General features: G+C 67.2%; 22 protein-coding genes. 10 read left to right on the top strand and 12 right to left on the bottom strand.

What is annotated here, in order from left to right; all coding sequences use genetic code 11:
- Positions 1 to 3: 3 nt before the first annotated feature.
- Positions 4 to 972: an ABC transporter substrate-binding protein gene (locus JZ792_RS14070; RefSeq protein ID WP_216910808.1), complete on the top strand. Its 969-nt coding sequence runs from the start codon at positions 4 to 6 to the stop codon at positions 970 to 972.
- 134 nt (positions 973 to 1,106) lie between these two features.
- Here JZ792_RS14070 and JZ792_RS14065 read toward each other — a convergent pair whose 3' ends face one another.
- Both JZ792_RS14065 and JZ792_RS14060 read right to left on the bottom strand, forming a co-directional pair.
- Positions 1,107 to 1,586 carry a Dps family protein gene (locus JZ792_RS14065; protein WP_216910806.1) on the bottom strand — a complete coding sequence of 160 codons (480 nt, stop codon included), beginning with the start codon at positions 1,584 to 1,586 and terminating at the stop codon, positions 1,107 to 1,109.
- Positions 1,587 to 1,703: 117 nt separating this feature from the next.
- Positions 1,704 to 2,168, bottom strand: coding sequence for a hypothetical protein (locus JZ792_RS14060; protein ID WP_254189790.1), 465 nt, complete (start codon positions 2,166 to 2,168; stop codon positions 1,704 to 1,706).
- A gap of 264 nt (positions 2,169 to 2,432) precedes the next feature.
- Here JZ792_RS14060 and JZ792_RS14055 point away from each other — a divergent pair, with 264 nt between their 5' ends.
- Both JZ792_RS14055 and JZ792_RS14050 read left to right on the top strand, forming a co-directional pair.
- A complete protein-coding gene (locus JZ792_RS14055) occupies positions 2,433 to 3,536 on the top strand; it encodes a glutamate--cysteine ligase 2 (RefSeq protein WP_216910802.1) in 1,104 nt (367 codons plus the stop codon).
- Positions 3,537 to 3,643: 107 nt separating this feature from the next.
- A complete protein-coding gene (locus JZ792_RS14050; protein ID WP_216910800.1) occupies positions 3,644 to 5,158 on the top strand; it encodes a catalase in 1,515 nt (504 codons plus the stop codon).
- A gap of 85 nt (positions 5,159 to 5,243) precedes the next feature.
- On the opposite strand, the gene JZ792_RS14045 is transcribed toward JZ792_RS14050, so the two are convergent.
- Positions 5,244 to 6,758, bottom strand: coding sequence for a flavin-containing monooxygenase (locus tag JZ792_RS14045; protein WP_308165293.1), 1,515 nt, complete (start codon positions 6,756 to 6,758; stop codon positions 5,244 to 5,246).
- A 444-nt stretch (positions 6,759 to 7,202) separates the two neighbouring features.
- Between JZ792_RS14045 and JZ792_RS14040 the strand changes: the two genes are divergently transcribed.
- Together JZ792_RS14040 and JZ792_RS14035 are read left to right on the top strand one after the other, a co-directional pair.
- The gene (locus JZ792_RS14040; protein WP_216910798.1) at positions 7,203 to 8,366 is read left to right on the top strand and encodes a lytic transglycosylase domain-containing protein; all 1,164 of its coding nucleotides are present in this window, start codon (positions 7,203 to 7,205) and stop codon (positions 8,364 to 8,366) included.
- Between the two features lie 73 nt (positions 8,367 to 8,439).
- Complete coding sequence (locus JZ792_RS14035) at positions 8,440 to 9,309, top strand: helix-turn-helix domain-containing protein (protein WP_216910796.1); 870 nt, start codon at positions 8,440 to 8,442, stop codon at positions 9,307 to 9,309.
- A gap of 3 nt (positions 9,310 to 9,312) precedes the next feature.
- On the opposite strand, the gene JZ792_RS14030 is transcribed toward JZ792_RS14035, so the two are convergent.
- Positions 9,313 to 10,125, bottom strand: a complete 813-nt coding sequence (locus JZ792_RS14030; protein WP_109529608.1) for an ABC transporter permease — start codon at positions 10,123 to 10,125, stop codon at positions 9,313 to 9,315.
- Positions 10,122 to 10,934, bottom strand: coding sequence for an ABC transporter permease (locus JZ792_RS14025; protein WP_216910794.1), 813 nt, complete (start codon positions 10,932 to 10,934; stop codon positions 10,122 to 10,124). The genes JZ792_RS14030 and JZ792_RS14025 overlap by 4 nt, the downstream gene beginning before the upstream one ends.
- A gap of 217 nt (positions 10,935 to 11,151) precedes the next feature.
- On the opposite strand from JZ792_RS14025, the gene JZ792_RS14020 reads away from it, so the two are divergent.
- Both JZ792_RS14020 and JZ792_RS14015 read left to right on the top strand, forming a co-directional pair.
- Positions 11,152 to 12,561, top strand: a complete 1,410-nt coding sequence (locus JZ792_RS14020; RefSeq protein WP_216910792.1) for an APC family permease — start codon at positions 11,152 to 11,154, stop codon at positions 12,559 to 12,561.
- Positions 12,562 to 12,643: 82 nt separating this feature from the next.
- Positions 12,644 to 13,135 (top strand): ImmA/IrrE family metallo-endopeptidase, encoded by a 492-nt coding sequence (locus JZ792_RS14015; protein ID WP_216910790.1) that lies wholly within the window; start codon positions 12,644 to 12,646, stop codon positions 13,133 to 13,135.
- On the opposite strand, the gene JZ792_RS14010 is transcribed toward JZ792_RS14015, so the two are convergent.
- Both JZ792_RS14010 and JZ792_RS14005 read right to left on the bottom strand, forming a co-directional pair.
- A complete protein-coding gene (locus JZ792_RS14010; RefSeq protein WP_254189789.1) occupies positions 13,132 to 13,605 on the bottom strand; it encodes a hypothetical protein in 474 nt (157 codons plus the stop codon). The genes JZ792_RS14015 and JZ792_RS14010 overlap by 4 nt on opposite strands.
- A gap of 126 nt (positions 13,606 to 13,731) precedes the next feature.
- Positions 13,732 to 14,490, bottom strand: coding sequence for an SDR family oxidoreductase (locus tag JZ792_RS14005; RefSeq protein WP_308165292.1), 759 nt, complete (start codon positions 14,488 to 14,490; stop codon positions 13,732 to 13,734).
- 69 nt (positions 14,491 to 14,559) lie between these two features.
- Here JZ792_RS14005 and JZ792_RS14000 point away from each other — a divergent pair, with 69 nt between their 5' ends.
- Both JZ792_RS14000 and JZ792_RS13995 read left to right on the top strand, forming a co-directional pair.
- Positions 14,560 to 14,910 (top strand): winged helix-turn-helix transcriptional regulator, encoded by a 351-nt coding sequence (locus tag JZ792_RS14000; protein ID WP_216910786.1) that lies wholly within the window; start codon positions 14,560 to 14,562, stop codon positions 14,908 to 14,910.
- A 66-nt stretch (positions 14,911 to 14,976) separates the two neighbouring features.
- Entirely contained in the window at positions 14,977 to 15,483 is a 507-nt protein-coding gene (locus tag JZ792_RS13995; protein WP_216910906.1) for a peroxynitrite isomerase, read from the top strand.
- Positions 15,484 to 15,498: 15 nt separating this feature from the next.
- Here the strand turns inward: JZ792_RS13995 and JZ792_RS13990 are convergent, their stop codons facing one another.
- The 5 genes from JZ792_RS13990 to dxr form a co-directional block, all read right to left on the bottom strand.
- Positions 15,499 to 17,295 carry a penicillin-binding transpeptidase domain-containing protein gene (locus JZ792_RS13990; protein ID WP_216910784.1) on the bottom strand — a complete coding sequence of 599 codons (1,797 nt, stop codon included), beginning with the start codon at positions 17,293 to 17,295 and terminating at the stop codon, positions 15,499 to 15,501.
- A gap of 109 nt (positions 17,296 to 17,404) precedes the next feature.
- A complete protein-coding gene (locus tag JZ792_RS13985; RefSeq protein WP_308165291.1) occupies positions 17,405 to 18,268 on the bottom strand; it encodes a GNAT family N-acetyltransferase in 864 nt (287 codons plus the stop codon).
- Between the two features lie 102 nt (positions 18,269 to 18,370).
- Positions 18,371 to 19,525 (bottom strand): flavodoxin-dependent (E)-4-hydroxy-3-methylbut-2-enyl-diphosphate synthase, encoded by a 1,155-nt coding sequence (gene ispG / locus JZ792_RS13980; protein WP_216910780.1) that lies wholly within the window; start codon positions 19,523 to 19,525, stop codon positions 18,371 to 18,373.
- Positions 19,526 to 19,709: 184 nt separating this feature from the next.
- Positions 19,710 to 20,909, bottom strand: a complete 1,200-nt coding sequence (locus JZ792_RS13975; RefSeq protein ID WP_109529615.1) for a M50 family metallopeptidase — start codon at positions 20,907 to 20,909, stop codon at positions 19,710 to 19,712.
- A gap of 203 nt (positions 20,910 to 21,112) precedes the next feature.
- Positions 21,113 to 22,252: a 1-deoxy-D-xylulose-5-phosphate reductoisomerase gene (gene dxr, locus JZ792_RS13970; RefSeq protein WP_216910778.1), complete on the bottom strand. Its 1,140-nt coding sequence runs from the start codon at positions 22,250 to 22,252 to the stop codon at positions 21,113 to 21,115.
- A 107-nt stretch (positions 22,253 to 22,359) separates the two neighbouring features.
- Here dxr and JZ792_RS13965 point away from each other — a divergent pair, with 107 nt between their 5' ends.
- Positions 22,360 to 22,629: a DUF2631 domain-containing protein gene (locus tag JZ792_RS13965; protein WP_216910776.1), complete on the top strand. Its 270-nt coding sequence runs from the start codon at positions 22,360 to 22,362 to the stop codon at positions 22,627 to 22,629.
- Positions 22,630 to 22,632: the final 3 nt, after the last annotated feature.

Raw genomic sequence — 22,632 nt, 5'->3', positions numbered from 1 at the left:
ACCATGAGAACTCCGCACCGATTCACCGTCATGCCCGTCGCGCTGGCCGCGCTCGTCGGCCTCACCGCCTGTGGCGGATCGACCGCGCGTACCACGGCGCACCCGGAAACCGGTTTCCCGCTGACGATCTCGAGTTGCGGTCGCGACGTCACCTTCGAGGCCGCGCCACGGCGTGTCGTCACGGTCGGCTCGATCGCGGCGCCGATGATCGCCGCCGCGGGCGCCGCCGACCGGGTGATCGCCCGCACTTTCGAGACCGCCCCCTTCCCCGGCGCGTATACCGACCGGCTCGCGCACGCCGAATTCGTCGCTCCCACCGCGGAACTCGCGCGCGAGGAGATCATCGCCCGGACTCCCGACGTCGTAGTGAGTTTCGAGGGCGCCGCCGTCACCCCGAACGACCTCGCGGCCGCGCGCATCCCGCTGATCGTGACCCGCGGATACTGCAAGGACGCGGCGGGCTCCTTCGACGACGTGTTCGCCGATATCGAGCTCTACGGCAGGCTTTTCGGCACCGAGCGCGCCGCGGCCGACGAAGTCGCCGCACTGCGCGCGCGAGTCGCGACCGTCACCGCGAAACACACCCCGCAACAGCGTAAGCGCCCGGCGGCCGCGCTGATACTCTCCCGCGACGGATCGACCCTCAACGCCTACGGCGGCACCAGCACGGTCGACACCCAGATGGAGATCCTCGGACTGACCAATATCTTCGGCGATGTCGCCCAACGCGGTTTCGGCGCGAACACCGAAACTTTGATCGAGCGCGACCCCGAAATCGTGATCCTGCTGACCCAGGGCGATCAGACCCCCGACTCCGCCCGCGCCGCCCTGCGGAACCGACCGGAGTTGGCCGGTATCGACGCGATCCGCGCCGACCGCGTCGTCGCCGTCCCGTTCGGCTACACCGGCCCGGGCCCGGTCGCGGTGGAAGGGCTGGAAACGCTGTCCGACAAGCTCGAAGCCCTGCGGTGACCGTATAGACCTCGCCTCGAACCGACGAGGCGATCCGTGTCGCCGATGCCCACTACCCGAAAGCTCCTGCCCGCGCACAAGTCCGCCGTCGACGCTCGGTCGACGGCGGACGGTCCGCTCTGCTCACGCGAGAGCTACACGGTGGCGAGCTGTGCCTGCCACATCCAGTGCAGTTGTTCCAGCCGCGCCGCGATCTCGATGAAGAGATCCTGGGTGACCGGATCGGCCTTCTCGGTCGCCTCGATGCGGTCGCGCAGTCGCGCGATGACCGCGCCGAGATTGCCGACCACGGAGTCGATCACGTCGGTGTCCTGCTGCCAGCCCGCGCCGATGCCGAGCGCACCGGAATCCGTCGACACCGTCTGGGCGCGACCGTCGGGGCTGATACCGATCGCGGTGGCGCGTTCCGCGCTGCTGTCGGTGAATTCCCGTGCCACGACCACCAATTCGTCCAATGCGAGGTGGACCGAGCGGAAGTTGCGGCCGATGACGGTCCAGTGTGCCTGCTTGGCGATCAGGGTCAGGTCGATCAGATCCACCACCGTGGCCTGCAATGCCTCGCCGGCGATCCGCTGCTGTTCCTGGTCGAGTGTGCTCGTGATCGGTTTGGTCATCGTTCACGCCTTTCTCGTGTCGCGACGCTTTCGCCGTACTCACGGACCGAACTACCCGGCCTCACCGAGCCGAAACCGGGGTGTCGCGAGTCACGAGCGTCGCCGACACGACACTTCTCAGCAGGCGATGCCGACGATCCGCGCCCGGCGCGAGGCCGCGCGCACAGCCGCCGCGACGGCGACCAGCGGCGGCATCCAGCGGGCCTCGGCGGGGGCGATCCCCCAGGTGAGGGCCCCGGTCGACAGGGCGCTCGGCGGCAGCGGGACACCGGCGCCGTCGCTGTGAACGACAGCTCCCGCGTTCCGCAGTGCCGCGATCGCCCCGTCGACCCGCTTCAGGCCGGTGACGAGATGGATTTCACGACGCTGCGCGCCCGGGATCTCGATCACCGGACCGGACAGATTGTTCGCACGCAGGAAGCGGCGCACATTCGCGGCCAACTCCCCCGTCAGTTCGATCCCGGCGACCCGGTCGTCGGTGATCAGGCAGGCGCCGTTGGCCGTCGCCGCGACCGTCCACCCGAAACGGGTGTAATCCTGCGTGGTGTCCTGGCTCGCCACCGTGACGGAAGTCGGAAACATCGTCGGCACTGTCTTCTCCTTTTCTCCATCGGATCCGGATCTCGTATCGGCATCCGTGCGACCTTCCGGGAGCGAATCCCCGGTCGAGGCGAACCCCACTGTGGTGTTCGTACCTGTGAATCAAATCCATTGGAGCTAGGAGTTTTCCTACGGAATCCTTACAGGCGCGGCCCCGGCGGCGAGGTGCCCGCGACGATCCCCGACGGCACGCTTTCGACCAGCCGTTATAGCCGAACAGGCATGAAAGCGGCGTAGCCTACAGGCATGGACGCAGCCGCACCGACCGTCGGCGTCGAGGAGGAGTTCCTGCTGGCGGACCCGGTCACCGGCGCACCCGCCGCCAAGAACCTGGCGGTGGCCGACGCGGCGAAACAGGCGGGGATCGCGCTGCAACTGGAACTGACCCGCTGTCAGGTGGAGACCAGCACGAGCGTGCACACGCGGATCCCGGCGCTGCTCGATGAACTGCGCGAGCAGCGCCGCACGGTCGCGGACTGCGCCGAGGACAACGACGCGCGGCTGATCGCGGTGGCCATCCCCCCGACCGTCCCCGAACACTTTCCGGTGACCGACACCCCGCGGTATCGGCGGATCGAGCACGCCTACGGCATGCTCGCCCACGAACAGGGCCTGTGCGGATGCCACGTCCACGTCGGTGTCCCGAATCGCGAGACGGCGGTACTCGTCGGCAACTACGTCCGCCCGTGGTTGCCCGTCCTGCTCGCGACGACGGCCAACTCGGCCATCTACCGGGGCCGCGATACCGGCTACGCCAGCTGGCGCAGCATCCTGTGGCGGCGCTGGCCGAGCGCGGGGCCGCCGCCGTATTTCGGCTCCGCCACCGAATACGAGTCGATGGTGGCGATGATGCGGGCCAGCGGCAGCATTCTCGACAACAAGATGGTGTATTGGGATATCCGTCCCTCGGAGACGTTTCCCACCGTCGAGGTGCGTGTCAGCGACGTTCCGGCGACCGCCGAGGAATCGGCCCTGCTGGCGGCGTTGATCCGGGCGACGGTGACGATGGGGTTGCGTTCCATAGTTCGCGGGGTCCGCGCGCCCGCGGTCCCCGCCGAAGTCCTGCGCGCCGCCTACTGGAAAGCCGCCCACTCCGGACTCGACGGTGACGGGCTCGACCCGGTGACCGGTCGTGTCAGGCCGCATCGCGAACTACTGGCCGATCTCGTCGAACAGATCGAACCCGCGTTGCGCGACACCGGCGACCACGACTTCGTCGCCGAGGCGATCGCGGCGCTCCACAGCAGGGGTAACGGCGCCCGCAGGCAACTGCGGGCGATGCGAGCCCGCGGGGAGGTCACCGATGTCATCGCCGAACTCTCGCGCGCGACGCTGGAGGGATGCGTCTGAGCGCGGCGGCCGGTTTCACCGCTCGAGGCGGGGGTAGGCGGCAACTGTCACGGCCGGACGCGAGCTACGGCTCGATCTCCCGGCTACCTGAGGTAGAAGGGAGCAAGATGTCGAATTTCACCACCGATGACGCGGGTATTCCGGTACCGAGCGACGAACATTCACTCACGGTGGGGCCCGACGGCCCGATCCTGTTGAACGACGCCTATCTCATCGAGAAGATGGCCGCCTTCAACCGGGAGCGGGTGCCCGAGCGGCAACCGCACGCCAAAGGCGGCGGCGCCTTCGGCACCTTCGAGGTGACTGCGGATGTCAGCGCCTACACCAGGGCCGATCTGTTCCAGCCCGGTAAGAAGACCGAGGTACTCGCGCGCTTCTCGACGGTGGCGGGTGAGCGCGGCAGCCCCGATACCTGGCGCGATCCGCGCGGCTTCGCGCTGAAGTTCTACACCGAACAGGGCAATTTCGACATGGTCGGCAACAACACGCCGATCTTCTTCGTGCGCGACCCCATGAAATTCCAGGATTTCATCCGTTCGCAGAAACGACGGGCCGACAACAACCTGCGCGACCACGATATGCAATGGGATTTCTGGACGCTGTCACCGGAATCCGCGCACCAGGTCACCTGGTTGATGGGCGATCGCGGCATTCCGCGCACCTGGCGGCACATGAACGGCTATTCCAGCCACACCTACCTCTGGTACAACGCCGCGAACGAGCGTTTCTGGGTCAAATACCATTTCAAGACCGATCAGGGCATCGAGTTCTTCACCCAGGACGAGGCCGACCAGATGGCCTCGATCGATACCGATTACCACACCAGGGATCTGTGGGAGGCGATCGATCGCGGCGACCATCCGAGTTGGACGCTGAACATGCAGATCATGCCGTTCGACGACGCGAAGACCTACCGGTTCAATCCCTTCGACCTGACCAAGGTCTGGCCGCACAGCGACTACCCGCTGATCGAGGTCGGCAGGATGACGTTGAATCGCAATCCGGCCGACTATCACACCGAGATCGAGCAGGCCGCGTTCGAACCGAGTAATTCCGTGCCGGGCACCGGCCCGAGTCCGGACAAGATGTTGCTCGGGCGCTGGTTCTCGTATCCGGACGCGCACCGCCATCGGATCGGTGTGAACTACAAGGAACTTCCGGTCAACTCGCCGCACGCCACCACGGTCCGTTCGTATTCCAAGGACGGGGCGATGCGCCATCACAATCCCGGCGATCCGGTCTACGTCCCCAATTCCAAGGGCGGTCCGCACGCCGATCCCCAGGTGTCGGGGCCGCCCGTCGGGTGGCATACCGACGGGGAGATGGTCAGGCAGGCCTATACGGTCCGCGCCGAGGACGACGACTGGGGCCAAGCGGGCACCATGGTGCGCGATGTGCTCGACGACCCGGCCAGACAGCGACTGGTGGACAATATCGTCGGCCATCTGCTCAATGGCGTGAGCGAACCGGTGCTGGGACGCGCGTTCGAGTACTGGCGCAATGTCGACAAGGATCTCGGTGACCGGATCGAGGCCGGGGTCAGGGACAAACAGGACGAACTCGACCCCAAAGCCGCCGAACAGGCCAATCCGGCCCGCTCCTCGGCACAGCGCAAGGCCTGACCGCGCGCCGTTTCGCCCCCGGGCGCGCGTACCGCGCACCGGGGGCGAAACCGTTCGGCCGTCCACGCCGACGTGGTACCGATGGCTAGGACCGGCGGTCGCTCTGCTCGGCATCCGCCCTCGCGTTCGACGCGATGCCCGCACCGGCCGGGACCACGGTGAACGCGTCCGCCGGATGATGCGCGAGCATGCGCGCGAAACTCCGCGTCGTCCCCGGCCACGGATTGACCACGCGGCCGTTGGCGTGTTTGAACCAGCTGTCGACCGAACCGGACCAGATCGTCTTCGCCATCGCCCCCTGTAACCAGGTGCGGTACCGCGCCATCGCCGTCGCGCCGACCTCGATCGCGGGAGCGCCGATCTCCTCGCGCCAGCGCAGGCATTCCATGATGTAGCCGATCTGGTACTCCTTCATGGTGGGATTGCTCCCCGCGGGTGTGAAGGAATTCGGTCCGGCGATGAGGAACGCGTTCGGGTATCCGGGCACGGCCAATCCCATGAAGGCGTCCGCACCGTCGGACCACTGTTCCTGGAGCACCTGTCCGCCGCGACCGCGGACCGAGATCGGCACCATGAACTCCGCGGCCCGAAAGCCGGTGGCGTAGATGAGGATATCCGCGCGGCGGTGCGCGCCGTCGACGGTCTCGACACCGTCGGCGACGATGCGCTGGATGGGGTCGGTGACGAGTTTGACGTTGTGGCGGGCCAGCGTCGCGTAGTAGGCATTGTCGAAGATGATCCGTTTGCCACCGATCGGGTAGTCCGGCGTCACCGCCGCGCGCAGCCCCGGATCGGTGACCCGGCGATGCAGGTACGCGCGCGCGAACCATTGCGCGGGCCGCGCCGACCAGCCGCGATGCATGATCGGCGCGAGCAGGGTGTCCGCGCCCCGGTGCAATGCCCTGCGGTAGACCTGATGCGCGCCGGGCACGTGCAGCGCCAGTCGCGACACCGGACCGAATTCGCGTGCGGGTTTGGGCAGCAGCCACTGCGGCGTGCGCTGGTAGACGTGCACGCGCCCGGCGATCCGCGCGATCTGGGGCAGCAACTGCACCGCGCTGGAGCCGGTGCCGATCACCGCGATATCGCGGCCACGCAGATCCCGGTGGTGATCCCATCTCGCGGTGTGGAATGCCGGACCCGCGAACAGATCCCGCCCCGGGATAGTCGGGATGTAGGGCCGGTGCAGCTGGCCGAGCGCGAAGATCACGACGTCGGCGCGGATCGTCTCGCCGTCGGTGGTGGTGAGTTCCCAGCGCGCGAGATCATCGAGATAGGTCGCGCGCGACAGCGCCGAGTTCAACCGCAGATGCGGGGTGAGGCCGTGGTCGTCGGCGACCTGACGCAGGTACGACAGTATCTGTTCCTGGCCCGGATACCGTTGCTTCGCACTGCGATACGGGGCGAAGGAGAACGAGTAGAGATGTGAGGGCACATCACAGTCACAGCCGGGATAGGTGTTCTCCCGCCACACACCGCCGACCCGGTCGCCCTTCTCGAGGATGACGAAATCCTCGTATCCGGCCCGCTTCAGCGCCACCCCCATACCGATCCCACCGAATCCCGCGCCCACTACCGCCACTTTCAGGTCAAGCACCACGTCGACGTCCAACCTCTCTCACTCAGTCAACATTCAGCAATCTCTATTCGCGTGGCGAGCCCGAATGGATTGATTGCGATATGAAAACGGCACCGAATCGAATAAACCGAGCTAGAGGCAGGGAAATTCGATGCGAGCGGAATCTCTTCCGTCATGCGAAAACCGAACACGAGGAATTGTTGCGCAATGTTTCAGATTGCCGAATAGCTATAGCAGATATTCAGCTAATCAGACCCGACCGGTCGGTAATCCGAACCCGCATCGCGACGCCGAACCCGCACGAACCATGTGATCAGGGCTTCGCTCAAGCACAAGCTATCTACATGGACTGATTATGCGATATGTTACTGACTGTTCTTGTTCTCTGGACGGCGTCGTCCGGGACGGCGTCCGACCGGACACGGTCACGCCGCGAGCCCGCGACGTCGGGATAGGTGTGGCCGCATGCGTTTATCCGCCCCGATCACCGCGTCGACCCTGATCGCGGTCGGCGTCGTCGTCTCGGGTTCCGTACCCGCGACGGTGATTTCGGCGCCCCGCGACATCGCGGCCACGGCGGCGACCGCGGCCGCCGCGCCGGAGGGATCGGCGGATACCGCCGTCGGACTGCTGCCCGCGGTGCCGTACTCGCCGCGCACCCTGCACGCGATAGCCCCCGCCGACGACCGGACACCGACGGGAACCGCCGTCTCGCTGCACGAGATCGCCCTGTCCGAAAACACCGGGGCGCTGGGTATTCCGGAGATCGTGCTCGCGGCCTATCGCAATGCCGAACTCGCGTTGGCATCATCGAAACCCGGCTGCGGACTGACCTGGAACCTCCTCGCCGGCATCGGACGGATCGAATCCGGGCACGCTTTCGGCGGGCGCACCGATGAGGCGGGCACCACGACGCAGCCGATCCTCGGCCCCGCGCTGGACGGCACGCTGCCGGCCAACGAGATCATCGCCGCCCCCGGCGGCGGGTACGTGCGCGCGCTCGGGCCGATGCAATTCCTGCCCGGAACCTGGGATCACTACGCCGCCGACGGCAACGGCGACCGAATTCGGGACCCGCACAACGTCTTCGACGCCGCGCTCGGCGCCGGGCAGTACCTGTGCTCGGGCGATCTCGATCTGCGCGATCCAGCCCAGGAATCGCGAGCGGTCCTGCGCTACAACAATTCGAGGTCCTACGCCGCGGACGTACTGAGCTGGTCGGCGGCCTACCGGACCGGTGGCGCGCCGAGCCGGGTCACCATCGCCCCCGATCTCGTCACGCCGGGCACGATGTCACCCGCGCCGGGGCCGGACGTGCTCGCGACCCGCGCCGTACGGGCCGATCGCCCGCTTCCGCTGGAACCGATGACCGAGACCAGCGCACCGGTCCGCGCGACGCCGCCGCTGGTGACCATGCCCGGCGTCACCGTCGAATGCGGAATCCTCTGTGCCCCGGTCCGGCCCGACCCCGTCGATCCACCCGCCGTGCGCGCACCCGAGCAGCCGCCGTTCCGCCTCGAGGAGCAGCAGCCGCACGAGCAGGAACAACCCGCACCGCCCGCCACCCATCAGCCGAGCATCACGCTGCCGTTCGGCGTCGTCGTCCCGCTGCCGATGCCGCAGACCTGACCCGATATCCGAGCGCCCAGGTGCCGACCCGATTTCCGGCCCGAATACCGCGCGAGGTGAAAGGATTGGCGGCATGGCAGGCAAGCGCACCGTTCTCACCGCCGGTCTACGCCGCTTGGCCGCTTTGCTGACCGAGATGCGCGACGGCGTCGGGCTCAGCAAGGAAGAGGTCAGCGGCCGGACCGGTATCAATGTCACCACCCTGTACCGGATCGAGCAGGCGCAGGCCCGCCCGCAACGGCGCACCCTGATGACACTTCTCGACCTGTACGCAATCGACCCGGACAAGCGCCGATACGTCATGGACCTGCTCTCGGACGCGCAGAAACCCGGGATGTCCCGGCCTTACGAAGAGAATTTGTCCGAGGTCTACTCCGCGTACATCAATTTCGAGTCCGCGGCACTGTCCGCGCGGCACTACGAGACCTCCTACATTCCCGGTCTCCTACAGACCCCGCAATACGCGAGCGCCGTCATCGATACTTCGATGCCGAAACTCGAGGCGGCCGTCACCGAGAGTAAGGTGTCGGCGCGAATGAGCCGAGGCAGCGTGCTCACCAAGGCCGAGCCCTTGGAGCTGTGGGTGGTGCTCGACGAGGCCGCTATCCGCCGGGTCGTCGGCGGGCACGAGGTCATGCAGGGCCAGCTGAAGCAGCTCATCGAACACAGCAAGATGAATAACATTATCCTGCAAATACTTCCGTTCGAAGCAGGTGCGCACCCCGGCATGCTCGGATCGTTCACACTCCTCGATTTCCCCCAACCTGACGACCCCGAACTGGTGTATGTCGAAGGGATCACGGGCGACGCGCTGATCGAGGGTCACCTCGAGATCCGGCGCTTCGGTGTGATCTTCGACCAACTGCGTGCGATGGCGTTGAGCCCGCGCGATTCCATCGCCCATATCGAGAAGGTCGCGCAGGACAGGGAGCGCAGGGGCTGAGCCTCAGGCGCGACTGGCACGCCGGTAGCCGAATACCGCCGGGATCGCGAACACCACGATCGTGCCGAGCGACCACGCCGTGGTAGCCAACAGCGGCCCACGCACCGGACCGCCCGCCGACAACCCGCGCATCGCGTCGATGGCATGGCTCATCGGCTGGTTCGCGACGATCGGCTGCGCCCATCCCGGGTAGGCGGCCAGCGGCACGAATCCGGTGCTGAAGAACATCAGCAGCGACGATCCGAGCGAGATGGCCTCGACCAGGGCGGCCTTGGCGGAATAGGTGGCTACGGCCGTGACGAGAGTCGCGAATCCCAAACCGAACATCAACGGCACGCCGAACAGCGCGACGCCCGCGAGGAAACCCTGCTCGAATCGGAAGCCGAGCGCGGTGCCCACCGCGAACATGACCGCCGTGCACAGCAGGATCCTGACGCCTTCGGCCAGGATCCGCGCGGCGAGTCCCGACGCGCGGTGCACCGGTAGCACCCAGAATCGGGCGAGCAGCCCGTCGTCGCGTTCGCGTCCGAGCGTCACCGCACCGGCGAGAGATCCCGACATCACCCCGACCAGGGCGACCATCGGCACCGACCCGTAGAGCGCGTTCATCCCCGACGCCGCCGAGATCTGCTTGCCGAGGACCGTATTCAACATGACCAGCAGCAGCGCGGGAAAGATCAGCGACTGGACGACGGTGAGCGGATCGCGCCACCAGCGCAGCAGCAGCCGCTGCGTCTGGATCAGCGTCTGCGGCACCACCAGGCGCAAGGTCTCCGTCGGTCCGGAGGCCCTCGGCATCTGCGATGTCACTGTCATCCCGACCTCCGCATCACGATGACGGCGGCCCATCCGGCGAACGCGACCAGCAGGCCGCACGCCCAGGCCAACCCGGGTCCGAGCACCTCCCAGCTGACCACGCCCGCGTTACCGGACGGATCACCCGCCAGCGCCCGAAGGGCGTAGACGAACTGGGAGATCGGCTGGTTGCGCGCGAACCCCTGCAACCAGGAGGGAAACTGTTCGGCCGGGGCGAATCCGGTCGAGACCATGCCGAGGATGAGCTGGGGCATGATCAGCAACTGGGTGGTCGCCTCCGGACTCTTCGACAATGTGCCGATCACATCCGCGCCGAGAGAGAACGTCAGCGCGATGAACAGCGCGAACGCCAGGAATCCCAGCGTGTCCGCCGCCGTCCCGTAGAAGCGCACCCCGATGACGAACCCGCACACCACCGCGGCCGCTAGCGCGAGCCCCCCGCGATAGGTGGCAGCGGTCAGCCGGGCTGTCAACGGCAGCGCCAAGGGCATCGGCAGCGATCCGAAACGCGCGTTGAGCCCGTCCCGCGCGTCCGTCGCGGCACGGAACGCCGCCGCCGAGGCGCAGAACGCCACCGATTGCATGACGATCATCGGCATCAGGAACTGCGCGTAACTGCTCAGTCCGTGCCCGTACAGGTTCATCACCGTGTTCAGCGGGACGTAGAACCCGATGGTGAACACCGTCGGCGCCGCGACGGCCGTCAGCACCTCACCGTTGCGGACCGACTGCCTGATCAACCGGCTGGCCAGCACCCACCATTGCGCCACCGCCGGAAGCCGCGGCCCGGCACGCTGATCACTGGTCATCTGCACCTTCCCATCCTGTCCGAGAGACGTCCCGGCATCCGGTGGATCACCCGGAGGCGAGATGCCGGAGAATGCGCTGATCTTCGGAGGAACGCGACAGAGACGGGAGCGGTTCACGCCGAGACGGTTTCGTTGCGCGTGCGGTCACCGACCGCGACTGGTTTGCGAGAGAAATGGGTATCCCCACAATCTGTTCACGACCTGTAGGAGACACCGTATGGCCGACGTGACCGCCGGTTCGGGAACCACGCCCGAACCGGAACTGAAACGGGTGATGGGCCCGGGGCTGCTGTTGCTGTTCATCATCGGCGACATCCTCGGCACCGGCATCTACGCACTCACCGGCAAGGTGGCCAATCAGGTGGGCGGGGCGGTGTGGGTGCCGTTCCTCGTCGCGTTCCTGGTCGCGCTGGTCACCGGGTTCAGCTACCTCGAGCTGGTGACGAAATATCCGCACGCCGCGGGCGCCGCGCTCTATACGCACAAGGCGTTCGGCGTCCACTTCCTCACCTTCATGGTCGCCTTCACCGTGATGAGTTCGGGTATCACCTCGGCCGCCACCGCGTCACGCGCCTTCGCCGCGAATTTCGCCGAGGCCTTCGAGTTCGATCTGAGCACCGGGATCGGCGTCACCCTCGTCGCGCTCGCCTTCATCCTCGTCGTGGCGGCGATCAATCTGCGCGGCGTCGCCGAGGGCGTGAAACTCAATGTGGTGCTCACCTGCGTCGAATTGAGCGGGTTGCTGATCGTCATCGTCATCGGACTGTGGGCGCTCGGTTTCGGCAACGGCGATTTCGGGCGCATCGTCGAATTCGACACCGGTGACCGCAGCGCGCTCGGCGGCGTCATCGTCGCCACCACGCTGGCCTTCTACGCGATGGTCGGCTTCGAGGATTCGGTGAACATGGCCGAGGAGTGCAAGGAACCGAGCCGGATCTTCCCCAAAGTCCTGCTGGCGGGACTACTGCTCACCGGCCTGATCTACGTCGTGGTCTCGATCACCGCGATCGCGCTGGTCCCCGCCGAGGAACTCGGACAGGGCGATACGCCCCTACTGAAAGTCGTCGAAGCGGGAGCACCGGGTTTTCCGACGCATATCTTCGCGTTCATCACCATGTTCGCCGTCGCCAATTCGGCCCTGATCAATATGCTGATGGCCAGCCGCCTGCTCTACGGCATGGCACGCCAGGGCGTCATCCCGCGTCCGCTCGGCGCGGTGCACGCCTCCCGCCGCACACCGCATCTGGCCATCGCGTTCACCACGGTGCTGGCGCTGGGACTGATCCTGTTCGTCGGCGAGGTGCCCGAACTCGGCGGAACCACGGCACTGCTGCTGCTCACCGTCTTCACCATCGTGAACGTGGCGGTGCTGGTGCTGCGCCGGGACACCGTCGAGCACAAGCATTTCCGCACGCCGACGGCGCTGCCCGTGGTCGGCGCGATCACCTGCGGATTTCTCGTGACGCCGTGGACGGATCGCAATACCGATCAGTACGTCATCGCGGGGATTCTGCTCGCCATCGGCGCTGCCCTGTGGGTGGTGAACTACCTGGTGATCCGGGTTTCGCACGGCGAAAGACCTGCCGCCGAGGCGGTTCCGATACCGGAATCCGAACGGGAGGAATGACCGAACGGCCCGGCGCGGCGCGGCGGTCATGTCCGAAATGCGGAGATGACGCCGCGCAACCGGATGGGTAAGGTGGGCCCGGATGACCAGCATGGAAGCACGCATCGGTGACGCGACCCGGGCGGTGCCCCTCCCCTATCCCTGGAATGTGAACGCCTATCTCGCCGCGGTCGCGGCCCATCGCGGACGCTCGATCTCGCTGCGCCGGGTTCCCTCGGAAATGCTCGCGGAGCGGGGTTGTCGCGGCAAAGGGCTGTGGATCGCCCGCAATCACGACGACATCATCGTCTACGACGCCGACGCCACCGAACGCAATGCCGACCACATCATCCTGCACGAGATCGGCCATATGCTGCTCGGCCACGGGAGATCCGAGGACGAGCCGACCGCGCCGTTGCCGACGACGCTCGCGGCCCTGCTCCCGTCGCTGTCGATCCAGCACGCGCTCGGCCGTGGCGAATTCGGCGTCGAACGCGAACAGGAGGCCGAGGTCTTCGCCGATATGACCATGGTCTACGCGACCCTTCCCCGGAAGAAGGGACGCGGCATGCGGATCTTCGGACGCGGTCGCTAGCAGGCGTCCGGGACCCGATGGGTGCCCGCGCACAGGCCGTCCACCAGATCCTGGTAGGCGTCGGCCAATTCGTAGACTCGCGACCACGCGGTGTCGACCACCGAATCCGGCGCGTAGGCCAACGTCACGCAGACCTGGGTGACGCGTTCGGCCAGCCGGTCGACCACCTGCCCGACCGTCGCGTCGAAGGTGCCGACCTCGTGATAGGGAACCGGGGTCGTCAACGTCATCCATCGGTCGATGCTGCGCACCAGTTGTAGCCGCCGCCGATCGATCCCCGCGGCCTCGGACAGTGGTGTGCGCTCACGGATCTCGTGCAGACGCGCGAGTTGGCCCGCGGCGTCCAGCATCGGATGACCGTCGTGGGTCAACCCACCGCACACCGCGACAACCATTTCCTTGCCCGGCACCAGCCAATGATCGCCGGTACCACTCATCGCCCGCGTCGCCCGTTCATCGGTCTCCGACATCAACAAATCGTCTCCTAAATGTGACCGAACGCGTACCGGAAACCCAGCGGACAACCCGTTCGTCCCCCATGTCCGCCCCGTCGGAACCACGAATCGCGGGAATTCGAGGTATGGGACGCTCGAGCGTCAGGTAGCGGAAAGTGCCAGGTAGTCGGGTCCGCCGACGTATACGGTGTGCCCCGACTCCGCGACGCCTTCGGTCGCGGCGGCCACGGCGGCGGCGAATTCGGCCACGGTCGGCAGTTCGCCGTGTTCCTTGCGCGCCGACACCGCGTCCGGATTCCTGCGCTCCAGCAGTCGGACGATGATGGTGCCGTCGATCATGTCCCCCGACACCACGCACAGATCGACACCGTGCGCGGCCAGTCGCGGGATCATCGCGCGCAGTTCGTCCTCGCCCGCGCGTTTGCTCGCCGCGATGGGCTCGTAGTCGGCGGGCACCGGTTTGCGCCCGTGGAAGTGGGCCTGATGGCTGGTGACGAAGACGACCCGGCCGCCGGATCGTAGGAACGGCAACGCCGTTCGCACCAATCGCCGCTGCGCGTCGCGATTGATCGCCATCGCGTATCCGGGGGCCGCGTCGCGTTCCAGCCCGCCCGAGGCATTGAGGACCAGTACATCCAAACCGCCGAATTCGGCCACGACCCGGTCGATCAGGCTGCGCGCGGCGTCGGGTTCGGCGATATCGGCGCCCGCGACCGACGCGCTGCCGCCCGCCGCCGCGATCCGCGCGGCGAGGTCGTCGGCGCGTTTGCGCTTCTCCCGATAGTTGATGACGACGTGGTCGCCGCGCGCCGCGAGAACGCGCGCCGTTTCCGCGCCGATCCCCCTGGAAGCTCCCGTGATCAGGACGATCCGCCGTCCCGTGCTGTCCGTCGTATCCACCCTCGGCCCTCCTGTCGTCGGTCGACCCATGTCAATGCTTCTGAATCAGAATCACTATCGTAGTTCGAAATGAGAAGCGCAAGCGGAGCCAAACCGCCGAGGGGCCGTGCCGACCCGGCCGACGAACCGGTGCTGGCGGTCATGGAACTGCTGGGCCAGCGGTGGATGATGCGCGTGCTCTGGGAGTTGGAACCGGCGCCGCTGGGGTTCCTGGAGTTGCGTCGCCGCATGGGGCAGTGCTCGTCGAGTGTGCTCTCGGTCCGCCTGCACAATCTCCAGACCTCGGGGTTGATTGTGAAAACCCCCGGCAAGGTCTACGAACTGACGGCGGCGGGCACCGAACTCGCCGCGGCCATGCGACCGCTCTGGACCTGGTCGCGGAGCTGGGCGGCGAGGACGGGCGGGGAGCGGTCCGAGTAATCCGATAAAACGGACAGGTTCGGCCGACTCCGCGTTCAGGGGGCGACCCGGGCGGCCATGCGCAGTATGCTCTCGCGCGTGGTACCTCAACCGTCCGTCGCCCCCCATCCGGATATCGCACCGCTGGCGCCGCTGCTCGGCATCTGGCGCGGTGGCGGGCACGGTGTGTACCCGACCATCGAATCCTTCGACTACCTGGAGGAAGTGCGGTTCGGCCACCTCGGCCGCCCCTTCCTCACCTATCGGCAGCGCACCCGCGCCGCCGACGGCAGCAGACCGATGCACGCCGAAACCGGTTACCTGCGCTGCCCGAGCCCCGACCACGTCGAATTGATCCTGGCCCACCCGACGGGGATCACCGAGATCTGCGAAGGCGGGCTCGTCGTCAGTGACGGCTCGCTGCGGATGGAATTCGATTCGACCAGCATCGGGCGCAGCAGCACCGCGAAGCTGGTCACCGCGCTGGGCCGGTCGTTCACCCTCGCGGGCGACACCATCGACTACACCCTGCGCATGGCCGCGGTCGGCGAACCGTTGACCCACCACCTCGCGGCCACGCTGCGCCGGGCCTGAGACTCCAGGACTCGATCAGTAGTCCGGCGGCAGCATCGCGAACATATCCCGGGTCACGCCCACCGCGTTGTCGGAACTGCCGCCCCTGACCAGCAGCGTGGCGAAGGCGATATCGCCGCGGTAGCCGACGAACCACGAATGCGATCCGCCTTCGACCTCGGCTTCCCCCGTCTTGCCGTACACCTCGCCCTGATCGACGATCCGTTCGGCCGTACCGCCGGTGACGACCTTGCGCATCATCAGCCGCAATCCGTCGATGACCTCCGGGGTGAGCGCGGCCCGATCACCGTCGACGACGGTGGGCCGACCGGCGATCAGATACGGCACCGGCGCGGTGCCCTTGGCGATCGTCGCGGCCATCACCGCCATGCCGAACGGGCTCACCACCACCTTGCCCTGCCCGATTCCGTCCTCCGCGCGCTGCACCAGATCGTCGGCGGGCGGCACCGAACCCGTCGCGGTCGGCAACCCGACCACGGAATAGCCGGGACCGACCCCGAGTTTGGCGGCGGTGTCGTGCAGAGCGGAGCCGGGCAATTCGCTGGCGAGTTCGGCGAAGGAGGTGTTGCAGGAACGTTCGTAGGCGGTCGCCATCGGCACGCTGCCGACGCCGAACAGGTTGTAGTTGGGGATGGTGCGCTCACCGATCGTGATTCGGCTCGGACACGGCAGGATGGTGTCCGGGGTGGCCAGACCGGTCGACATGGCCGCGGCGGCGGTCACGGTCTTGAAGACCGAACCCGGCGGATACTGCCCGATCGTCGCCACCGGACCGTCACGGTCGGCCGCCTTGTTCTGGGCCACGGCGAGCACCGCGCCGGTGGAGGGTTTCAGCACCACCATCATGGTCTGCTCGGTGGGCACGTCGACGGCCCGCTGCGCCGCCGCCTGCACGAACCGGTCGATACTGAGCGCGAACGACGGGGCGGGCTGGGACGGAACCTCTTTCAGCACGTCGGTGTCGACGCCGTTGGAGTTCATGGTGACCACGCTCCACCCCGCCTTGCCGTCCACCTCCTCGATCACCGTCTTGCGCACCTGCGCGAGCAGATCGGGAGCGAACCCACGCTCGGTGGGTACCAGATCCCATTCCTGGGTCAGCGTCACGCCGGATAGACCGAGCAACTGGGCGCCGACCTCGCCGTATTCGACTTCGTTGAGCAGCGCCACCGTATAGGTGCCGTCGGCGGCGCGCGCGGAGCGCAGGATGTTCTCGGGGGTCAACCGCTCGTCGAAACGGAACAGCGCCGCCGCCAACGCGTTCGACACCGAATTCCCGTCCGTCGCGGTCGCGGGCCGGAACGCCACCCGGGTGACCTTGCCCGGCACCATCACATCACTGCCGGAGGATTCGTTGACGCGCGCGCGTGGCGCCGGATTCGCGCGCAGCACCATGGTCTGGGTATCACCGAGGCGGGGATGGATATCCGAGGACGCCCAGCGCACCACCCAGCGACCGTCGCTGCGCCCCATCTGCAATTGACCGGTGTAGCGCCAGATCCGATTCTTGGGCAGTTTCCACTCGTAGGTGTATTCGACGGTCGCGGTGTCGTCACTGACCCTGGCCGCGCCGGTCTCGGCGGTCATGGATTCGGCCTGCAATTTCGTCCAGGCCGAATCCATTGCGGCAGCGGCCTTTTCGGGGACGGTGGTGAGGCGCGCGGCCCGATCGACATCGTGGTCGGCGAACGCGGCGACGAAGGCGTCGGCGGCGGGAACGGGGCCCTGCGAGCCCGCGGAGCAGCCGGTCGCGCCCGCGGCCGCGATACCGAACGCGATGATCGCGGGCGGAACGAGCATGCGGGTCCACATCGACACCGATCGTATAGCCAACAATCGGCAAACATTCGCGAAGTACGCGGATTTCGTGTCGACACGCGGCAAATCGGTGTCGGTGTGCCGCGATTCGGTCGCGCGGGATTCAGTCGAGCAGGACCGTGGCGAATGTCGCGATCTGGCGGAACCCCACGCGGCCGTATGCCCGCCTGGCCACCCTGTTGTAGTCGTTGACGTACAGACTCGCGGTCCGGCCCGACGCGACGATCGCGGAGGCGATCGCGGCGGTGCCCGCGGTGCCGAGGCCGTGGCCGCGATGGTCGGGATGCACCCACACGCCCTGGATCTGGCCGGTGCGCCGGGACAACGACCCGACCTCGGCTTTGAAAACCACCTCGCCGTCGTCGAAACGCGCCCAGGCGCGACCCGATTCGATCAGGCTCTGGATCCGTCGCCGGTAGCCGCGACCCCCGTCGCCCGCGCGCGGGTCGATACCGACCTCCTCGATGAACATCGAGATCGCGGCGACGAGGTAGCGGTCCAACTCGTCGGGTCTGGCCCGACGCACTTCCGGATCCGGTGTGGTCAGCGGCGCTTCGGCGAGTGCGAGCAGCGGCTGTTCGCCGCGTAGTTCGCGGGCCGGGCCCCACCGATGCGCCAACATCTCCCACAGCGGTAGCGCCAGTTCCTGCCTGCCGACCACCGAGGAACAGATCCGGGGCCAGCGCGCGGCGCGGTCGGCGAAGGCCCGCAGGGCCGCCTGGTCACCGAGCAACGGAACGAGATTGGCGCCGGAGAAGCACAGGGACTCGCTCGGGCCGCCCCGGCTCCACAGTTCACCGGTCCCGGCGCGCGCGTCGAGACCGAATTCCTGTAGTCGGGCCGCGACCATGCACGACGCCACGGGATCGGTGTCGAGGACACGGAGAACCTGTGCCAGATCTCGGTTCGCCAGCTGACGCGCGGGGGCGAATTTCGCCCGTCGCGTCGGCTCGAGCAGACTCCGCACATCGACAGCCTGCCATGAAAACCGCGACTGCGGTATGCGCATCCGAAAAGAACTTCTTCCGTGGCGTGGCCACGCGACCCGCGCGCGGCCACATTTCCGGACTCAGCCGACGGTGACCACCGGCTCACCCGACGCTTCTTCACCCATCTGCTCGGCGATTCGCAGGGCTTCCTCGATGAGGGTCTCGACGATCTTCGCCTCGGGCACCGTCTTGATGACCTCACCCTTGACGAAGATCTGGCCCTTGCCGTTACCGGAGGCGACACCGAGATCGGCCTCGCGCGCTTCGCCAGGACCGTTCACCACGCAGCCCATCACGGCGACGCGCAGCGGCACCTCCATGCCTTCGAGCCCCGCCGACACCTCGTTGGCCAGCGTGTACACGTCCACCTGTGCGCGTCCACAGGACGGACAGGAGACGATCTCGAGTTTGCGCGGGCGCAGATTCAGCGATTGCAGGATCTGCCCGCCGACCTTGATCTCCTCGGCGGGCGGCGCGGACAGCGAGACCCGGATGGTGTCGCCGATGCCCTCGCTGAGCAACGCGCCGAACGCGACCGCGGATTTGATCGTGCCCTGGAACGCCGGACCGGCCTCGGTGACGCCGAGGTGCAGCGGGTAGTCCGAGCGCGCCGCCAACTGCCGGTAGGCCTCGACCATGATCACCGGATCGTTGTGCTTGACCGAGATCTTGATATCGCCGAACCCGTGTTCCTCGAACAGGCTCGCCTCCCACAGCGCCGACTCGACCAGCGCTTCCGGGGTGGCCTTGCCGTACTTCTCCAACATGCGCTTGTCCAGCGAGCCCGCGTTGACGCCGATGCGGATGGGGATGCCCGCCGCGCCCGCCGCCTTGGCCACCTCGCCGACGCGGCCGTCGAACTCCTTGATATTGCCGGGGTTGACCCGTACCGCCGCGCAGCCCGCGTCGATCGCCGCGAAGATGTAGCGCGGCTGGAAGTGGATATCGGCGATCACCGGGATCTGCGATTTGCGCGCGATCGTGGCGAGCGCGTCGGCGTCCTCCTGCCGGGGGCAGGCCACGCGGACGATATCGCAGCCGGACGCGGTCAGTTCCGCGATCTGCTGGAGCGTCGCGTTGACGTCGTGGGTTTTGGTGGTGGTCATCGACTGCACGGAGATCGGGTGGTCGCTACCGACACCGACACCGCCCACCATCAACTGGCGGGTCTTTCGGCGGGGCGCGAGAACGGCCGCCGGTGCGGCGGGCATCCCCAATCCGATTGTGCTGGTCACTTTCGGCTGCCTTCTTTCCTGCGTTCCCTGAGCGTGATTCTGTGAGCGTGCCGTTCGCCTGCCAAGCTTAGTCGCGCATTTCCCGACGTCGCCCTGTGAGAGCGATGACATGCGTGCTGACAGGCCGGTGTCCCCCCGTTGCCCACGTGGAATCGATCACGGTCGGGCCGCGAGGGGGTACCGATCAGAAGAGTTTGACCGGATTCACGATGTCGGCGACCAGGGTGAGCACCATGTAGGCGCCGCCGATCACCACCGCGACGTAGGTCAAGGGCAAGAGTTTGAGGTAGTCCACCGGCGCGCCGGGGGCCAGACCCTTCCAGCCACGGATGGAGTTGCGGATCTTCTCGTACAGCACCACCGCGATATGACCGCCGTCCAGCGGCAGCAGCGGCAGGATGTTGAACGCGCCGAGGAAGAAGTTCAGGCTGGCCAGCATCAGGATGAAGACGCTCCACAGCCCGCGTTCGGCGGTCTCACCGCCGATGCGGCTCGCGCCGTACACGCTGATCGGCGCCTCCGGATCGCGCTCGCCGCCGGTGACCGCGGTCCACAGCGCCGAGACCTTCTGCGGCATCTGGGCCAGCGACTGGAAGGTGCGAACGAACATGTCGCCGGTGAACGCCACCGACGCCGGGATCGCCGCGAGCACGCCGTACTGCACCGGCTCGTAGAAGTCGGCGCCGACACCGACCGCGCTGACCTCCTTGCCGGGGCCGCCGTCTGCCGGGTAGCGCATCACCCGGACCGGATCGACCGGGATGGTGAGCGTCTGTCCGTCGCGATCGACGGTGTAGCTGAAGGGGCCGGTCTGTTTCTGGGTCTCGGCCTGGAACTCCTTCCAGGTGTCGACCGGCACGCCGTTGACCTTCTCGACGACATCGCCGCGTCGCAGGCCCGCCAGTTGCGCCGGTCCGGTGCCGGTACACGGCTGGGTGGTGCCGTCGGGGTTCTGCTGCGGAACGCAGCCCATCGTGCCGAGCGCGGTGGCGGGCGGCTGATCGAAACGCGGGAGTCCCCAGCCGATGGCCAGCACGGCGACCAGCAGGAAGCCGAGCAGGAAGTTCATCGCGATACCGCCGGACATGACGACCAAGCGCTTCCAGGTGGACTGCCGGTACATCGCGCGGTCCAGATCTTCCGGCGCCAGTTCGTCGAGCGCCGTCATTCCCGCGATATCGCAGAAACCGCCCAGCGGCAGCGCCTTGAGGCCGTATTCGGTCTCACCGCGCTGGAACGAGAACACCTTGGGGCCGAAGCCGATGAAATAGCGGCGCACCTTCATGCCGGTCGCCTGTGCGGTCCACATGTGCCCGCATTCGTGTAGCGCGATCGAAATCGTGATACCGAGGGCGAACAACGCGAAACCCAACGCGAACACCATTGATGTACAGCCCTCCTGCGTTACGCAGCTCGCCTCGACACGACCGCCGGTCGGCCGCGATCATCGACCACGCCCGCATCCGGTTCCGGCCGCGAACACCCGACCACAGTAACCGGACGCAGACCGACCTCACGTCACAGTCTGCCAGGCGCGGCAGGCGCCGGACGCCCGAGCGCCGGTCGACACCGCGAGAGCGACCGTGATCACGCGCTGATCAGCGCACCGGCGTATTCGCGCGCCCAGCTGTCCGCGGCGAGTACATCGGCGAGCGATTCGGGTTCGGCGCGCCACCGCGACGCCGCCTCGACCGCCCGCGCGACGGTGCGCACGATGTCCGGGAAGCGGATATGTCCGTCGAGGAACGCCTGCACCGCGACCTCGTTGGCCGCGTTGTAGACGGCGGTGACACTGCCGCCCGCCTCACCGGCCTGCCTGGCCAGGTCGATCGCGGGGAAGACCTCGGTGTCGACGGGTTCGAAGGTCCACGTCGACGCCGTGCCGAAATTACACGCGGCCGCCGCCCCCGGCACCCGGTGCGGCCAGCCCAGGGCGAGGGCGATGGGCAACTTCATATCGGGCGGGCTGGCCTGGGCCAGGGTCGAACCGTCGGTGAAGGTGACCATCGAGTGCACGATCGACTGCGGGTGCACGGTGACATCGATCCGGTCGTACGGGATGCCGAACAGCAGGTGCGTCTCGATCAGTTCCAGGCCCTTGTTCACCAGTGACGCCGAGTTCAGGGTGTTCATCGGGCCCATGGACCAGGTCGGATGCGTTTTCGCCTCCTCCGGGTTCACCGATTCCAACATCTGCGCGGTCCACCCGCGGAACGGGCCGCCGGACGCGGTGAGAACGAGCCGGTCCACTTCCTCGGCGCGCCCGCCGCGCAGACATTGCGCCAGTGCCGAATGTTCCGAATCGACGGGGACGATCTGGCCCGGCGCCGCCGCCCGCGTCACCAGCGACCCACCGGCGACCAACGACTCCTTGTTCGCCAGCGCCAATCGGGTCCCCGATTCCAGGGTCGCCAGGGTCGGGCCGAGACCGAGCGAGCCGACCAGCGCGTTCAGCACCACGTCGGCCTCGGTGCGGCGCACCAGTTCGGTGGCCGCGTCCGGACCGCCGAGTTCGACATCGAGCGCCCGCGCGGCCGCGGGATCGGCGATCGCGACGTTGCGAGTTCCGGTCGCGGCCATCTGCGCGGCGAACAGTTCGGCGTTGCCGCCGCGCGCGGCCAGCCCGACCACCTCGAACTTGTCGGGGTTCGCGGCGATCACCTCGAGCGCTTGGGTGCCAATGGATCCGGTGCTGCCGAGCAGCAGAACTCTCACGATGTCGGACACCGGCCCATTGTGGCAGGGTCGCTGGCTACGACGGACGGTCGTATGCCACGATATCGGTGAAGTACCCGGAATCGGGATCACCCCGAACCTCGAGCTAAGGAGCGATCGTGGCCGCCACGGAACTCGAACCCGCCAACACCGAGCGCGCCCTCGTCTCCCATGTCGATACCGCCGAAGTTCCTTCGGCCGCGTGGGGCTGGAGCGGTGAGTCGCCGCGCACTTTCAAGATCGCCGCCGTCGTCGTCGCGATCATCCTGCTCGCGATGCTCGTCGGCAATCACAAGGGCCGCGTCGAGGACATCTTCCTCGTCGGCTTCGCCGTCGCCCTGCTCGGCATCGTCGGCTACGACAAGATCCTGTCGCGCAAACCTCGCTGACTC

The organism is Nocardia noduli, assembly GCF_019038455.1.
GTDB classification, from domain to species: Bacteria; Actinomycetota; Actinomycetes; order Mycobacteriales; family Mycobacteriaceae; genus Nocardia; species Nocardia noduli.
The sequence above is the reverse complement of the archived record's forward strand: the minus strand, read 5'-3'. Positions and strand labels throughout refer to the sequence as shown.

Excerpts from the sequence above, each read along its gene's own strand:
- JZ792_RS14070 (WP_216910808.1), top strand. The coding sequence starts at position 4 with ATGAGAACTCCGCACCGATTCACCGTCATGCCCGTCGCGCTGGCCGCG.
- JZ792_RS14065 (WP_216910806.1), bottom strand. The coding sequence starts at position 1,586 with ATGACCAAACCGATCACGAGCACACTCGACCAGGAACAGCAGCGGATC.
- JZ792_RS14060 (WP_254189790.1), bottom strand. The coding sequence starts at position 2,168 with ATGTTTCCGACTTCCGTCACGGTGGCGAGCCAGGACACCACGCAGGAT.
- JZ792_RS14055 (WP_216910802.1), top strand. The coding sequence starts at position 2,433 with ATGGACGCAGCCGCACCGACCGTCGGCGTCGAGGAGGAGTTCCTGCTG.
- JZ792_RS14050 (WP_216910800.1), top strand. The coding sequence starts at position 3,644 with ATGTCGAATTTCACCACCGATGACGCGGGTATTCCGGTACCGAGCGAC.
- JZ792_RS14040 (WP_216910798.1), top strand. The coding sequence starts at position 7,203 with ATGCGTTTATCCGCCCCGATCACCGCGTCGACCCTGATCGCGGTCGGC.
- JZ792_RS14035 (WP_216910796.1), top strand. The coding sequence starts at position 8,440 with ATGGCAGGCAAGCGCACCGTTCTCACCGCCGGTCTACGCCGCTTGGCC.
- JZ792_RS14030 (WP_109529608.1), bottom strand. The coding sequence starts at position 10,125 with ATGACAGTGACATCGCAGATGCCGAGGGCCTCCGGACCGACGGAGACC.
- JZ792_RS14025 (WP_216910794.1), bottom strand. The coding sequence starts at position 10,934 with ATGACCAGTGATCAGCGTGCCGGGCCGCGGCTTCCGGCGGTGGCGCAA.
- JZ792_RS14020 (WP_216910792.1), top strand. The coding sequence starts at position 11,152 with ATGGCCGACGTGACCGCCGGTTCGGGAACCACGCCCGAACCGGAACTG.
- JZ792_RS14015 (WP_216910790.1), top strand. The coding sequence starts at position 12,644 with ATGACCAGCATGGAAGCACGCATCGGTGACGCGACCCGGGCGGTGCCC.
- JZ792_RS14010 (WP_254189789.1), bottom strand. The coding sequence starts at position 13,605 with ATGTCGGAGACCGATGAACGGGCGACGCGGGCGATGAGTGGTACCGGC.
- JZ792_RS14000 (WP_216910786.1), top strand. The coding sequence starts at position 14,560 with ATGAGAAGCGCAAGCGGAGCCAAACCGCCGAGGGGCCGTGCCGACCCG.
- JZ792_RS13995 (WP_216910906.1), top strand. The coding sequence starts at position 14,977 with ATGCTCTCGCGCGTGGTACCTCAACCGTCCGTCGCCCCCCATCCGGAT.
- JZ792_RS13990 (WP_216910784.1), bottom strand. The coding sequence starts at position 17,295 with ATGTGGACCCGCATGCTCGTTCCGCCCGCGATCATCGCGTTCGGTATC.
- JZ792_RS13975 (WP_109529615.1), bottom strand. The coding sequence starts at position 20,909 with ATGGTGTTCGCGTTGGGTTTCGCGTTGTTCGCCCTCGGTATCACGATT.